This is a genomic window from Selenomonas sp. (genome assembly GCF_057272215.1).
This window is the reverse complement of the sequence record NZ_DBHIUY010000001.1, coordinates 415,365-430,332: the sequence shown is the minus strand read 5'-3', so window position 1 is coordinate 430,332 and position 14,968 is coordinate 415,365. Positions and strand designations below refer to the sequence as shown.

Annotated in this window: 11 protein-coding genes and 1 pseudogene; 2 read left to right on the top strand and 10 right to left on the bottom strand. The window is 56.1% G+C overall.

What is annotated here, in order from left to right; genetic code table 11:
- Positions 1 to 14 precede the first annotated feature (14 nt).
- On the top strand, positions 15 to 1,349 hold the full coding sequence (locus ACO5Z0_RS01845) for a serine hydroxymethyltransferase (RefSeq protein ID WP_485648965.1): 1,335 nt from the start codon (positions 15 to 17) through the stop codon (positions 1,347 to 1,349).
- A 116-nt stretch (positions 1,350 to 1,465) separates the two neighbouring features.
- On the opposite strand, the gene ACO5Z0_RS01840 is transcribed toward ACO5Z0_RS01845, so the two are convergent.
- The 10 genes from ACO5Z0_RS01840 to ACO5Z0_RS01795 all read right to left on the bottom strand — a co-directional run bounded on the left by ACO5Z0_RS01840 (position 1,466) and on the right by ACO5Z0_RS01795 (position 14,197).
- Positions 1,466 to 3,106: an L-lactate permease gene (locus ACO5Z0_RS01840; RefSeq protein WP_485648964.1), complete on the bottom strand. Its 1,641-nt coding sequence runs from the start codon at positions 3,104 to 3,106 to the stop codon at positions 1,466 to 1,468.
- 233 nt (positions 3,107 to 3,339) lie between these two features.
- Complete coding sequence (gene ldhH, locus ACO5Z0_RS01835) at positions 3,340 to 5,517, bottom strand: L-lactate dehydrogenase (quinone) large subunit LdhH (protein WP_442673861.1); 2,178 nt, start codon at positions 5,515 to 5,517, stop codon at positions 3,340 to 3,342.
- Complete coding sequence (locus ACO5Z0_RS01830; protein ID WP_442673862.1) at positions 5,517 to 6,134, bottom strand: LutC/YkgG family protein; 618 nt, start codon at positions 6,132 to 6,134, stop codon at positions 5,517 to 5,519. The genes ldhH and ACO5Z0_RS01830 overlap by 1 nt, the downstream gene beginning before the upstream one ends.
- 215 nt (positions 6,135 to 6,349) lie before the next feature.
- Positions 6,350 to 7,747, bottom strand: a complete 1,398-nt coding sequence (locus ACO5Z0_RS01825; protein WP_442676552.1) for an FAD-binding oxidoreductase — start codon at positions 7,745 to 7,747, stop codon at positions 6,350 to 6,352.
- Complete coding sequence (locus ACO5Z0_RS01820) at positions 7,744 to 8,952, bottom strand: electron transfer flavoprotein subunit alpha/FixB family protein (RefSeq protein WP_442673661.1); 1,209 nt, start codon at positions 8,950 to 8,952, stop codon at positions 7,744 to 7,746. The genes ACO5Z0_RS01825 and ACO5Z0_RS01820 overlap by 4 nt, the downstream gene beginning before the upstream one ends.
- Positions 8,953 to 9,039: 87 nt before the next feature.
- Entirely contained in the window at positions 9,040 to 9,831 is a 792-nt protein-coding gene (locus ACO5Z0_RS01815) for an electron transfer flavoprotein subunit beta/FixA family protein (RefSeq protein ID WP_442673662.1), read from the bottom strand.
- A 389-nt stretch (positions 9,832 to 10,220) separates the two neighbouring features.
- On the bottom strand, positions 10,221 to 11,690 hold the full coding sequence (locus tag ACO5Z0_RS01810; RefSeq protein WP_485648962.1) for an AsmA family protein: 1,470 nt from the start codon (positions 11,688 to 11,690) through the stop codon (positions 10,221 to 10,223).
- Positions 11,690 to 13,399, bottom strand: coding sequence for a phosphoenolpyruvate--protein phosphotransferase (gene ptsP / locus ACO5Z0_RS01805; RefSeq protein ID WP_485648961.1), 1,710 nt, complete (start codon positions 13,397 to 13,399; stop codon positions 11,690 to 11,692). Before ptsP ends, ACO5Z0_RS01810 begins: the two co-directional genes overlap by 1 nt.
- A 122-nt stretch (positions 13,400 to 13,521) precedes the next feature.
- Complete coding sequence (locus ACO5Z0_RS01800) at positions 13,522 to 13,788, bottom strand: HPr family phosphocarrier protein (RefSeq protein WP_442676549.1); 267 nt, start codon at positions 13,786 to 13,788, stop codon at positions 13,522 to 13,524.
- Positions 13,789 to 14,062: 274 nt separating this feature from the next.
- Positions 14,063 to 14,197 carry a hypothetical protein gene (locus ACO5Z0_RS01795; RefSeq protein ID WP_485648960.1) on the bottom strand — a complete coding sequence of 45 codons (135 nt, stop codon included), beginning with the start codon at positions 14,195 to 14,197 and terminating at the stop codon, positions 14,063 to 14,065.
- An 85-nt stretch (positions 14,198 to 14,282) separates the two neighbouring features.
- On the opposite strand from ACO5Z0_RS01795, the pseudogene ACO5Z0_RS01790 reads away from it, so the two are divergent.
- Positions 14,283 to 14,968: pseudogene (locus tag ACO5Z0_RS01790) on the top strand (hypothetical protein); the annotation flags it as partial.

The following is a 14,968-nucleotide window of genomic DNA, read 5'->3' as shown; positions in this document are numbered from 1 at the left end:
AAGGAGCTTTCTTTATGAAAAAAGAACTGTTACTAAGAAAACTGCAAGCCTTCGATCCCGAAATCTTCGCCTTGCTGCAGGATGAAATCCAGCGCCAACGCTACATGCTCTCTCTCGTGCCCAACAACAATGCCATGTCGCCCTTCGCGCACTATCTGGAAGGCAGTCTGCTCGCCAACAGCGCCTTTGATGCGCTGAATCCGCATTCCGGCAGTACGGATCTGGAGGAACTTGCCATCAAGCGAGCCAAAAAACTCTTCAGCAGCGAGCACGCTATCGTCCGCCTCGGCAATATCAGCGCCGCCTCGCGCGTCGTCTGCCTCGCCCTCTTAGAGCCCAAAAGCCGCGTACTTTCCTTCAATCTGCGAAAGAGCGAGCATTGCCAAGGACTGAACTTCACCTTCAAAAACTTCGGCATTGATGCAAAAAAGCAGGTGCTCGACTGGGATGAAGTCGAACGGACGGCGCAGGAAACAAAGCCTCACCTAATCATCTTCTCCCCCGTCAGCTACCCGCGCAACGCGAATTATCGCCGCCTCTCCGAAATCGCCAGAAACGTCGGCGCCTACCTGTGGGTGGACATCGGGCAAAGCGTCGGACTCGTTGCAGCCGGACTTCTCCCCTCGCCCGTCCCGTTCGCCGACGTCGTCACGTTCCCCACGAACGACTCCCTGCACGGACCGGACGGCGCCATCGTACTTTCCACGAAAGAGATCAGCAGGAAGCTCGACGAAGCTGTCATCAATACGGGGCATACATCGCTCCACATCAATCATATGGCGGCATTGGCTGCAGCGCTCCTCGAAGCTGGTACGGAAACATTCCGGCAATACGGCAAGCAGGTTCTCGCCAACAGCAAAGAACTCGAACATGCTTTGGAAAAGGACGCGATCCCCCTGCTCTGCGACGGCACGGACACACATCTCGTCCTGCCGCTCCTTCCCGCCGAATTGCAGGAAATCGACATCACAGAGTACATGGAAAAAGCGGGCTTTCAGGTCAAGGCAGATCGCGTCCCGACTATGGCGAAAGACATCTTCCTTCCTTCCCTGCGCCTTTCAAGCTTGACTCCAACCATACGTTCTCTAAAGGAAAAGGAGATTGCCGAAATCGGCGCCCTCTTAGGTTCTGCCTTGCAAAGGAAGCTGCCCGATAAAGATCTCGAAGCCATTCGCAATCAGATAGCCACGTTCGTCATGAACAAGCCCATCTTCTCCGAAGAATGGCTGACGAGCAGCAAGATGGGAACGCATGCTTTTTACAACGGCATCGACAGCAGCGCAGCGCACGAAGCCGCATCCACAGAAAAGAAAAACCTCATCAAAAATTTCTTCCATTTCAAGGACTGAATGCTTCTCCGCGTTCGATATGCGCTTCTTGCTTGAACTCTTGAAGCAAAAAGAATCCCCAAGCCAAAAGACTTGAGGATTCTTTCCTATTTCTATGAGCAGCGACTGCCAGAACGTCAAACCGTCGGTGCAATGCCTAGCTGCATGGCGACAAGCATCGTGATGATGCAGATGACGTAGTAGATCGCCCACGGCACGATGTCCGTTCGAATCAGCTTGCCCTCGATGCCCTTGATCGTGATGACGCCCGTCGTGGCGGCAACAGCAACGATGTTGTTGATGCAGATCATGTTGCCGATCGCGCCGCCCTGGTTCTGCAGGGCGATGATGACGGTCGGCGGGATGTTGAGGAGCTGCGCCGTCTGGAACTGCAGCGGGGAGAACATGATGTTCGACACCGTGTTCGAACCGAACATGAAGGCGCCGACCGAGCCGATGAAGGTCGCGAAGTAGAAGTAGTTCGCACCCGCAAGATCAGCAACGCCCTTCGCCATCGTCAGCAGCATGGAGTCAAGACCGAGACCATTGATGCTCGAATAGCGATACATGTAGACGAGACCGAAGCCGAAGATCAGGGCGATGGTCGCACCATAGACCTGGTTCGCGGACTTCGAGAAGATCTCCTTGACCTGCGTGCCAGAAAGACCGTAGAGAGGAATCGAGAGAAGAACGATGAGGATGAACGGCGCGACGCCCGGGTTGTTGAGGATCGCGAAGTTCCATGCAGCTTCCGGAACGCCGAGGATGCCCTTGACGGAAATGACGACGCTCTTGATGGGTCCCTTGAGACCGAGCTGCGGAATGCGCGTGAGGATCAGCCACAGGGAGACGAAGAGGTACGGAATCCAAGCCTTGAAGAGCGACATGTGCGGAATATCTTCCGTCTTTTCACTCTTTTTCTCCTGGCTCTCAAAGCGCCAGATCGTCTTCGGCATGAGGAAGCCGGCTTTCGCAGCGCCGATGAGCACGAAGATCGTGATGGCTGCAGCGGTCAGCGACGTGATCTCCGAGCCGATGAACTTGGCAAGGATGAGGAAGAAGATGTCAAAGACGACAGCGGCAAAAAGGCAGAACGGCAAAACGGGCAGAGCGTCCGCAAAGGACTTGTTCTTGCCGAACATGCGCGTGATGATGCCGACGACGACAAAGATGATGAGGAGCGCGCCGACAGCCATGCCGAGAGCCGAGATGAAGGAAAGCCCGAGCTTCCATGCCTCGAAGTCGGTGATACCGATCGAAGGAAGCATCTCCTTGACGATATCAGCCGCAGCGTTCGTCGGCGTACCGGCTGCACCGAACGGAACCGGCGTCGAGTTCAGGATGAGGCAGGAGATCGCAGCCGCCATCGGGGGAAAGCCCAAGCCGATCAGAAGCGGAGCTGCAATAGCCGCCGGCGTGCCGAAGCCCGCCGCACCTTCGATGAAAGCGCTGAACGCAAAGCCGACGATGATGAGCTGGATACGCGCATCCTCCGTGATACCGTTGAACATGCCCTGGATGCGATGCATGGCGCCCGCCTTGTCCAGCATGTTCATCAGCAGGATCGCGCCGAAGATGATGAGGAGCGTATCAATAGAGCCGAGGAAACCCGCCACAGAATACGCGGCGATGTCCAAAACCTTCATTTCCCAAGCAAAATAACCAATGACGACGATGACTGCCCAAGCGATCGGCAGAACCTTCTTCGCTGACATGTTGAACACGACGGTCAGCACGATGGTCAGCAGTATGGGTACTGCTGCGAGCAAAGCTAACATGAATTTCAACTCCTATCCAGTTTTCAGAGATTCGGGGCAATTTTGAAAAATCCCCCTAAAAGAGCGCAGCCCCTCCGACGCATCCGGCGCGATATGCTGCGCAGATGCGTCGAAGCTGCTGTACCCCGACTTACGGAAGCACGGCTAAACTCAGCCGCCCATCTTCACACCGCTGCACTGTATCTTTAGGAATCCGGGCAACTTCATTTTATCTGTGCTTCCTTACATCAAGATTATCTTCCCCTTGCCGCGATATTTTCCGCAAGAATATCCGCGACATGCTTGACCTTGATGTTTGGCGCCTGTTTGTCAAGACCGCCGCCGATCTGCATCATGCAGGCAGGGCAGGCGACCGCACAGATTTCTGCGCCTGTGTCCTTGATGTTGTTGACCTTCTTTTCAAGCATCGGCATCGAGATTTCGACGTACTTCATGCCGAAGGCGCCCGCCATGCCGCAGCAGTGATCGGCGTCCTTCATCTCGACGAAGTCAACGCCCGGCGTCGCTTCGAGAAGCGCACGCGGCTCTTTGTAGATGCCAAGACCGCGGCGAATGTGGCACGAATCATGGTATGTGATCTTCTGCCCACCGGCAGCCGACGGCATCAAGCGACCTTCCTTCTCGTAGATCTCCGCAACGAGGCTCGTGAATTCGCGAACCTTGCTTGAGAAGGTCTTGACCTTAGCGAGCATCGCAGGATCGTCCTCAAAGATCTCCACATACGTTTTCTCCAAGGTTTCCGTGCAGGTCGGGCACGCCGAGAAGATCGCATCGGGGTTCGACGCGAGAAGCGCCTCGATGTTCTTCTTCGCGAGCTTTCTGCCTGTGTCACGGTCGCCCATGCCCATCGCAGGTTTGCCGCAGCAGCTCTGCTCCTGCGGGAAGGTCACGGCGACGCCGGCATCCTGCAGCACGCGCACGGCATTTTCTGCCGAGTCGGGGAACACGAAGTCCATGTTGCAGCCCGTGAAGAATACCACGCGCATCTTCGGGTTCTGCGGATTTGCCTTCTCAAGCTCCTTGGCGCGATCGCGGAACGGCTTGTCGGCGATGGCGGGCAGACTGCGGTTGTCCGTCATCTTGGCAAAGAAGAGAGGCAGATGGCGGATGAACTTGCCGCTTGTCATCGGCTTCTGCGCCTTCGAGCCGATCCTCAGAAGCGTATGGAATATCTTGCGGTTCGTGAGGATGTTCTGGAACACCGTCTTTTCTGCAAACGGCATACCGTTTGCTTTCACATTCCGCGAACGCAGCTCGTCGATGATGTCCGGGATGGGGATCTTGCCCGGGCAGATCTGCACGCACTTGCGGCAGCCTATGCAGAGATCGCTGAACTTCGAGAAATCCTTAAGACCGTTGTCCAAAAGACCCGTGAGAATCGCCCCGATGCCGCCGGAGTAAATATGCCCGTAGACGTTGCCGCCGACGAGTGTCCAGATCGGACATACGTTGAGGCACGAAGCGCAGCGCACGCACTGATAGACCTCGTTGAGCTTCGGATCACGCGCAGCTTCCAAACGGCCGTTGTCCAAGAGGATGACGTAGAGCTTGCGATCCTCCTCGACCCACTTGCCGTCCTTCTTGTAGATGACAGGCGTCGGACCCGCGATGAACGTCTCGTAGCTCGTCGCTTTCTGGCACGTACCGTTGCGCGGCAAGAGACGCAGGATCTTAGCAATATCTTCAACCTTCGGGATGAGCTTCTCATAGCCGATGAGGACGACGTTGATGCGCGGCAGAGTCGTCGCGATACGCGCATTTCCTTCGTTCGTCACGAGTCCGGTCGCACCGTTCTCGGCGACACCGAAGTTCGCGCCCGTAAAGCCGATATCCGCCTGCATGAACTCTTCGCGCAGCACTTGACGCGCCGTCTGAACCATGAAGGGAATGTCGCTCGGGATATCCTTCTTCAGCTCCTTGGAGAAGAAGCTCGCGCACTGATCGCGATTCAAGTGAATCGCCGGCATGACCATGTGGGACGGGTGCTGTCCCGCGACGGAGAGCATCCATTCGCCCAAGTCCGTCTCACGGATGTGAATGCCATGCGCCTCGATGTCCTCGTTGAGGCGGATTTCCTCGCTCGCCATAGACTTCGACTTGACGATGCGCTTGACATTGTTTTCCTTGCAGATCTGGAGGAGATAATCCTTGACCGCCTGCCCGTCCTTCGCACGGTAGACCACGCCGCCGCGCTCACGGACGGCTGCCTCGAACTGATCGGCGAGCTGGTCGATGTGCTGCACAGCATCGTGCTTCATCGCGCGCAGATCCTCGCGCAGAGCCTCGATATCGTGACCTTCATACGACTTCAGGCGAGCGCCCGGATACTGCTCGGCGAACTTGCCGAGAGCGCCGCGAAGAATCGGATCTTCGAGTTTTTCATTGATTTCCTTGCGCAGATCGCGTGCCATCAGCCCTCACTCCCTTCCATGTTCTCGATTGCAATGACGAAGAAGCGGCTCGGACCATGAACGCCGAGCGTCAGCACGCGCTCAATGTCCGCCGTGCGCGACGGTCCCGTGATGAATCCGACGTAGCCGCGCTTGTAGACGCGCGAGATGAGCTTCAAAGCCGTCGTGAGGTTCTCCGTCATGTAGTTTGCGTTGACGTAGACGGCATGTGCCGGCGGCAGCATACCTGTAACGCGCGCTTCGTAAGAATACGTATCGACACAGACGCCGCCCGTCTCTCCGACGCCGAACTCCGCGACGGAAAGACCGAGGTCGGCTGTCGGCGCATGTTCGGCGATCTCGAACTTATCCGTGTAAATCGGCACCTCGGGCGTGGAAAGTTCCTCGTAGATCTTCTTGATGCCCGTGTTGTTGTCGCCGCATGTCGCGATGACTTTCTTGCAGTTGAACTCCTTGATAAGCTCCGCCGTTTTCGCTTTCGCCGCCGCGAGATCCTTCACACGAAAAACTTCCGCAGCAGCCAAAGTAGCATTTTTCTCAAAATCGTCCCAATATTTTGCATCAATGAGTTTGTCATCGAATGCTTCTTTGGGCCAATCCTGACAGATCTTCAGCATAGTCCATCCCCCTTGATTGAATTGTCATGAAAATAGATAATATATATTATTTCTTAAGAAATCCCCTTTCCCCGCGCTTGCTGCTCAACATCGTGCAGGAGGCGGCCCGCACGGTGCATTTACAGCAAGGCGGGAAAAGGGGCCTTTCATAAGCTGTATGAATCGCCGCAAAACGCTGCGGCAGGATTGTACGCAGTTTCACCTGCGCGAATTTCTCAGAAAAGTTTTGTCGGGTTCATGATGCCCTTCGGATCGAACGCCTTCTTGATGCCGCGCATCAGCTCGATCTTCTCAGGCGCATACGTCTCGCCCATGTAGGACATCTTCGCAAGACCAATGCCGTGTTCGCCGGAAACGAGACCTTTCAGCTCACGTGCTTTTTTATACATGCGAGCCATTGCCTCTTCGAGGTTCTTCTTCCAAACTTCCGGCGTCATGTCGTCGCGCAGAATGTAAATGTGGAGGTTGCCGTCGCCCGCATGACCGAAGCTCTTGATGCGGATGCCCATATCCTCGCGCACCTGATGCACGTATTCAACGAACGTGTTGACGCAGTCACGCGGCACGACGCAGTCGACTTCGTCCATCTCCGTCGTCGAGCCTTTGATCGCTTCGAGGAACGCGCCGCGCGTCTTCCAAATCGGCGTCTCGCGCTCTTCCGTATCGGCGATGAAGAGGTCGATCGCCCCCTGATCGAGGCAGATCTTCGCGACGTCGTCGTAATAGCCCGAAATCTCCTCCGTCGAATTGCCGTCGAACTTCAGCAGCAGATAAGCGTCCGCCGTCTTGTCCGGGAACTTCATGCCGAGGAACTCTTCCGCGTCCATGATGACTTCGCGCTCCATGAACTCAACAGCCGTCGGGATGACCTTCGACTTCATGATGACGGGAACCGTATCGATCGCGTGCTTCAAGGTCGGGAACGGCACGAGAAGTGTGACCGTTTTCTTCGGCAGCGGGATGAGCTTCAGCGTCGCCTTCGTGACGATGGCAAGCGTACCCTCCGAGCCGATGATCATATCTTTGATGTCATAGCCCGTCGAGTTCTTGACGACCTTGCCGCCGAGGTTCATAACGGTACCGTCCGCCAAGACGACTTCCAAAGCACGGATATAGTCGCGTGTGACGCCGTACTTAACGGCGCGCATACCGCCGGCATTCGTCGAGATGTTGCCGCCGATCGTCGCGGACTTTTCGCCCGGATCGGGCGGGTAGAAGAGACCATGCGGCTCGACATAGGCATAGATCTCCATGATGAGCACGCCCGGCTCGACTGTCAGCGTGAGGTTTTTCTCATCGAGTTCAAGGAAATGATTCATGAGCGTCGTGTCGATCATGACGCCCTTATGCACAGCGACGGCTGCGCCGACAAGTCCCGTGCCAGCGCCGCGCGGCGTCACCGGCAGGTTGTTGTCGTAGCAATACTTCAGGACCTTGGAAACTTCTTCTGTCGAAAGCACGCGCACGACGACATCAGGGAAATGCGCCTCAGCGCTGAGTTCGTCATGGCTGTACTCTTCCTTGATCTCATCTTTCCAAAGAAGGCGCTCGCGCTCAACGATCTGGGCAAGGGCCTCGAGGTCTTTTTCGTCGAAAGTCTTGTAGGTACTCATGCTACAACGGCCTCCCCTTTCTTGATCTTTTCGATCAGCTGCGGAACGATCTCATAGATGTCTCCGACGATGGCGTAGTTCGCCACATCGAAGATCGTAGCTTTCGGATCCGAATTGATGGCGATGATGTTTTCCGAGTTGTTCATGCCGGCGACGAACTGAATCGCTCCCGATACGCCGCAAGTGATGATGAGTTTCGGGCGAACCGTGCGGCCCGACAAGCCGATCTGATGCTTCGCATCGAACCAGCCGCTTTCCATCATCGGACGCGTGCAGGCGACCTGCCCGCCCAAGAGTTCTGCAAGCTCTTCGATCATCGCGAGGTCTTCCTTCTTCTTGATGCCGCGGCCTGCAACGACGAGGATCTCGGCGTTCTCGATGCTCTGTTCCTTCGGCTTCTTCGTCGTCTTGAGGACGTCGACGCGGTTCTTGAGCTTGTCCTTGGAGACGGTGAACTCCTCGACCTCGCCCGTCAGCGACTCGCTTCTTTCGGGAGCGTTCATGATCTTATAACGCACCGTGCACATCTGCGGACGATGATTCGGCGTATGGATCTCCGCCATGATGTTGCCGCCGAACGCCGGACGAATCTGAACGAGATCCGTGTTCTCCTTCATGTCGAGAATCGTGCAGTCCGCCGTCAGTCCCGTCTTGAAGCGAGCGGCGACGCGCGGTGCGAGCTGGCGGCCGACGGAAGTAGCGCCGACGAGGATCGCCGTCGGCTTCACCTTGTTGATGAACGCCTCAAATGCGGATGTGTACGTTTCAATCTTGAAATATTTAAGCTCGGGATCATCGCAACAGAACACCTTGTCTACGCCATAGTGCCTGAGTTCATCGACGCGGCCCTTGATATCGCTGCCAATGAATACTGCATACACGGGATGGTGAATCTTTGCCGCAAGTTCCTTCGCCTTGCCGATGAGTTCGAACGTGACGGGGTGAATCACGCCTTCCTCATGCTCGACGTAGACGGCGATGCCGTTCCACTTGCTCTTGTCAACCGACGGCTTCACTTCGTCCTCGACGAACTCCATGACACCCGCCGGCCCCTTCTTCACGCACAGCTTACAGAGTTTGCAGCCTGCGTTGATGTCCAGCTTGCCGTCGTTGTTTTCCAGTGCATTGAACGGGCAGACGGCGATGACCGCTTCCATGATCTCCGTGCTGGTGATTTTGTCTTGATGGACAATGAGTTTCCCCATTTGCATTTCCTCCAGTTCTTGTTCGACCCCCGCCAAGACACGCTCTTCGCGCCATTGCGGGCAGTTTCTTCGGCTCGGTTCGAAAGATCAGGCGATGAATTTCTTCTTCTTCAGCATACCCATAATCTTGTCCGTGACCTCTTCCGCCGAACCTGTCCAAGAGACCTGCTCCTTGTCGGACGTCGGCGGGAAGATGCGGCTGACCTGCGTCGGCGAGCCGTTCAAGCCGTAATGATTCTTGTCCTTGTCGTCCATGTCCTGAAGCGTGAACATCGGAATGTCCTTCGTCTCCGTCGCTTTCTTCTTGAGGTACGACGGCAGACGCGGCTGCACGATGTCCTTCTGCACCGTGATGAGACACGGGAACTGCACCTTCAGATGCTCGATGTCCTGCGCCATCTCCATGTCGACCAAAAGACCGCCGTCCTCGACGCCATTGATCTTCTTGACATTGCAGACGCTCGGCAGATCGAGCGCTTCGGAGACTTCCGGACCGACCTGCGCCGTATCGCCGTCCGTCGTCTGCAGTCCGCAGATAATCAGGTCGAATTTGCCGAACTTCTTGATGCCCTGCGAAAGCGTGTAGCTCGTCGCGAGGACGTCCGCGCCGCCAAACGAGCGGTCGGAGATGATCGCACCTTCATCGGCGCCCATAGCAAACGCCTCGTAGATGACGGCTTTCGCCTGCGGCGGTCCCATCGTGATGACGCTGACGCGCCCGCCGTACTGCTCCTTGAGGCTGAGCCCGCACTCGAGGGCAAACAGGTCGTACGGGTTCATCTTGGAATCTGCGCCGTCGCGCTTCAAGACGCCCGTCACCGGATCGACTTCAACCTTGTTCGAGCCAGGGACTTGTTTGATACATACAAGAATTTCCACAATTACCCCTCCGTTTATGATAATGTCGCTAAAAGCCCTACGTTGTTTATGATACTATAAACCTGCACAATAGGCAATAAAAAATTTTCGGATTTTTTCGGAAAGAATCTGCTTTCCACGCGTTTTCTCTTGCCCAACGACAAAAAAATAGGGCTCTCCTGCCTTGCGCTTACAATATTCGATAGAGACGGCGAAAATCCTTCTTCGGAAAATAATTTTCTTTTATGCAGACATAAATTTAATATAACTCGTCTTTGGTGAATTTATGCTGCATCCTGCAAGGCATAAAAAGCGGGATGACCGCACGATATTCCTGCAGCCGTCCCGTTTTTTGCTTCCGTCATTTTTCATTTTTTGCCAACAGCAGCCACACAAAGCGGCATTTGCTCCTACCATTTTTCCTTCCAGCCGAAGGCGCTGCGCTTGCCTTCGGCATCGTAAAGCTCGATCGGCGCGAGCGTCACTTCGCCGTCCTTCCTGCGAAACGTCGCAGCGCGCGCACGGTAGCCGTCGCCGAAGTCGATCTCAAGATCGCCAAAGCGCAGGTCGCGCCATGCGCTGTCAAAGGTGCCGGACAAACTCACGAAGGGCAGCACCCAGCGGTATGTACCCGCGCCCGAGCGAAAGCTGCCGCTGTACTCGGTTCGCTGCGTGCTGCCCGCCGAACGGATCACGAGATCGAGATCCACTTTGCAGTCCAAACAGCCGTTCGGGAACCCTTCCGCCGCTTCAAGCCCTTCGCCGTGTCCGTAGAGATGCCAATAGCGCGTATCGAGATCGTAATCGCCATAAGCGTACAGCTTGCCGCCGAATACATCCGCCGTAACGTCGGTGAAATCGAGCCGCGCATCGCGCCAATGCACCATACCCTCGACATTTTTGAAAGCAATGCCCGGAATGTGGAGATCGCGCAGCCGCACCGTACCTGCGCCCTCCATCGCCGCCAAGGGACCGGTAAAGCGCACGGACAGCGTCATCTTGTCGCGGATATTCATGCCGAAGCCCAAGGAGCTTGGGTCAACCTCACTGACAAGCACAGAGAGGTCAGCGACGGGAGTCGCCGACTCCCGCATGTCAACTGCGCCGTTGATCGTCATGCCATTGCCGCGCATCGTGCCGCCAAGTCCGACGATCGTCCCCTTGATGGCGACCGCCTCCGCCGTATTGATGTCGGCATGGATTTCCATGCCCTGCAAAAGGTAGTGGCAGCGACGATAGAACAGCTCCCCGCGGCAGTTCGTAAGATCGAGCTTCAAACGCAGTTTCCTGCCCTCTCGGTCAAAATTCCGCAGATGCTCGTGCATCGCCTGTGTACGCTCGGCGCGCACCTTCTCGCCGAGCGCTTTCAGCTCGGCTTCCGTCAGATCTTCACGCCTTGCATTTTTATCTTTCGCACGTTCTTTTTCCGCTCGCTCCTTCTCTTTGAGCGCCGCCTCTTCCGCCGCATCCAATTCCGGCGAATGACGCAGAAAGTCAAACTGCATATCGTCGTCCAATGCCATCGAAAGCACGGCGCCGTCGAGCGTCAGTTCCTGAATCGTCGTCGATTTCAAATTGCCCGTCAAGACATCGTAGGGGCGGGCGCGAAAACTGCCGCGCGGCACGAAAAGGATCGTACCGCCGCCTGCGTCCTTCCACTCAAGATTTTCAAAGCGCACCTCGCCCAAGATGTTCGCGCGCAGCTTTTCCACGGTCACCGTACCGCGCAGCATCGTCTGATCCGCCATCGCATGATTGAAGATCAAGGCGGCGCTGCGGCTCAAGACGAAGAGGTCGGCAAAAACGAGAATCGCGGCGAGAAACACCGCCGCGATCAAACCTCGAATAAAATTTCTCTGACGTACCGCAAGGCGCAGCATCAGGCGAGAACCTTCTGCAGATATGCCTTGATCTCATCCCCATCCTCCATCTTCATGACGTCGGCGAGGACTTCCTTCGCCCGCACGGCGGAAACGCTGCGCAGCTTCTCCTTGACGCGCGGAATCGACGGTGCGCTCATGCTCAGTTCCGTCAGCCCCATCGCCATCAAAAGCACAGCGGCGTAGGGATCGCTCGCCATCTCGCCGCACATGCCGCACCATATCCCGTTGTCTTTGGCGGCGCGCGCCGTACGCTCGACAAGGCGCAGGACGGCGGGATTGAAGTGGTTGTAAAGGTAAGAAATGCTTGCGTTGCCGCGGTCAACGGCGAGCGTGTACTGTACGAGGTCGTTCGTGCCGATGCTGAAAAAGTCGACGTACTTGGCAAGCTCGGGCGTCATGATGGCGGCCGCCGGCGTCTCAACCATGATGCCGACCTGCACATTCTCAGAGAACGCCTTGCCCTCATGCGAAAGTTCAAGCTTCGCTTCATCGACGAACTCCAAGACCTTCTTGAACTCCGCGACGTTGATGACCATCGGCGCCATGATCGCCGCCTTGCCGTAAACGCCGGCGCGAAGGATCGCCTTGAGCTGCGGCAGGAAGAGATCGCGCCGCTGCAGGCTGATGCGAAGCGCACGGTAGCCGAGGAAGGGATTTTCCTCCGGCGGGATGTTGAGATACGGCAGCGGCTTGTCGCCGCCGATGTCCATCGTGCGTATCACGCAGATCTTGCCGTCGCACTTTTCGATCGCCTCTTTGTACGCCTTGAACTGATCGTCTTCCGTCGGGATGTCCTGCCTGCCCATGAATACAAATTCCGAGCGGAAAAGCCCGACGCCCTCCGCACCATAAGTGAGCGCCGCATCGACGTCCATGTGGTTGCCGATGTTGGCGCAGAGTTCGACGCGCACGCCGTCCGTCGTGACAGCGGGCAGCGGCGCAAGCTCGGCATAGTACGCCTTGCGCTCCTCCTGCTGCTTGATCTTCTCGCGGTAAGATGCAAGCGTCGCCTCATCGGGGCGCACGAGAATATCGCCTCGCTCGCCGTCGATGACGACGAGCGCACCGTCGGGAATCTCCGCAAGGCGCTCGCCGATGCCGACGACCGTCGGGATAGCACGCGCCTTGGCGATGATGACAGCGTGGCACGTCGTGCTGCCCTGCCCCAAGATGACGCCTGCGATCTTGTCCGTCGGGATGTTCGCGATGACGGACGGCTCGATCTCCTGCCCGCAGAGGATCACAGGGTCGTCGCCAATCTCCGGCTCCTTGACGCCGAGGATGTACTTGGCGATACGCTTGCCTACATCGCGGATGTCGGTGGCGCGTTCACGGAAATACGGATCGTCCATCTGCTCGAAAACAGCCGCCTGCTCCTTCGCCGTATCGAGCACTGCCAAAGGCGCGTTCGAGAACGCATCGACCTTTTTGTGCATCGTCTCTTCCATCATCGGATCCTGGACGAGCATACGGTGCGCCTCAAGGATCGCCGCCTGCTCCGCCATATCCTTCGCCTGCAGCGCCTTGATATTCCCCTGCAGCACGGCGACGACCGCCTGGATCGCATCCTTGATCTTTTGGTTCTCTATATCCTTATTGCCGGGTCGATAGCCCTTCAAATAGCCGTCGATGTTCTGCCCCGCCATCATGATCTTGCCGATTGCAATGCCGGCGATGACGCCCTTGCCGCGCAACCCCTCTGCCATATACGTCTCCCCCATTCATTGACTTTGCAAATATTTCCTTATACGAGAGTACTTATATATTTTGATGATTTCTTATAAAAAAAGCTCCGGGGCATACGCGAAACCACCCCGGAGCTTTTTCATTACTCCTCGCCGAACTTCGTTTCGATAAGCTCCTTGAGCGCCGCTACAGCATCCGCCTCATCGGGGCCATCCGCCGCAATCGTGATCTCCGTGCCCTTGGCAAGCCCCAAGCTCATGAGCATAAGGATGCTCTTGGCGTCCGCCGTCTTCCCCTTCGCCTTGACCTGTACCTTCGACTTGAACTTCGCGGCCGTCTGCACAAAAACGGAAGCCGGACGCGCATGAATCCCCGTCTTGTTCTCAATCGTCAATGTTGCTTCTGTCATTCGAATCTCTCCTTACTTTACGATGGATGAAACACTGCGCTTTCCGTGTCCATCCGGCAAAACTCACAGCATGGGCATCGGCTCCCATCCAAATGGATACAGCCGGCTCCATGAATCTTATTCAATAGTAGTATTCGCCGTCTGCCCGCTATTCCCCTTTTCATGAGAAAAATTTTTATCAAAGAAATTTAAGGAAACACGGATAATTTCAGTCCCCCATCTTCACGCAGATGCGCTCCGGCAGAGTATCATCCATAAAAGCCATACAGTTTTTCTAAAAATACGGCAGGAATTCAAGACGATGCGTCGAAATAGCTAATGTCAGGGGTTCTTCAAGCAACCCAAATCCATCCGAACATAAAGCGTGGTGATAGGTATTGACGTTTTTCCTGCTTGCTGCTGCCATCATGGCAGTGAGCATCCTCTTGCTTCACCGAATCGCCATTTTCTTTGGCTGTCCCATCCGGTATAAATCTTTGATTCTCTGTGCCGTCATGGCTTTTCTTGTGAACTTTGTGACGCTCAATATCTCGCCTTTTTTGACGCCGATGCACTATGGACTCATTCTCCTCTTTGTGCTGGCGGCATCCTTGGGCGTCACCTTCTACAACGCCCGTCTGGTGAAAACGGCGCCCAGAAAAACCGCCGCAGACATACGCGGCGACCCTGCCAATACGCTTGACGCAGACGAACAAACGGATGAAAAGCCTGCAGAAGATGCGCCGATGAGCAGCACAATCGGCGATGCGCCTGTGGAATGCACACCGTCAGCCGAAGAAGCAGCCGAAAAGCCTACGGGATGCACACCCGCCGAGGAAACCGTCGACGAGATAAACGTTGACGAAGCGGCAGAAAAACCGCCTGTCGAAGAAGCGGCGGAAACGACTTTTGCAAACGAGCCGTCTGACACAGAAGCGGACAAAACTCCTGCGGCGAAAGAACCGTCGGCAGATGAGCCTGCAGATGAAATGAGCGAAGAGGAATTCGACGAATCTGCTGCCGAAGAACAACTGCCGGACGCGTCTGCGGCTGAAGCTGACGATGCGTCTGCTAAGGACGGGCAAGAGAGCAAAGAGATCGCGACGCCTCTTACAAATGATGAGCCGCCGTTCGATGAAGCCGCCAAAGAGCCTGCGGCAGACGAGACGACGCTCGATGAAGCCGCCGAAGAGCCTGCGGC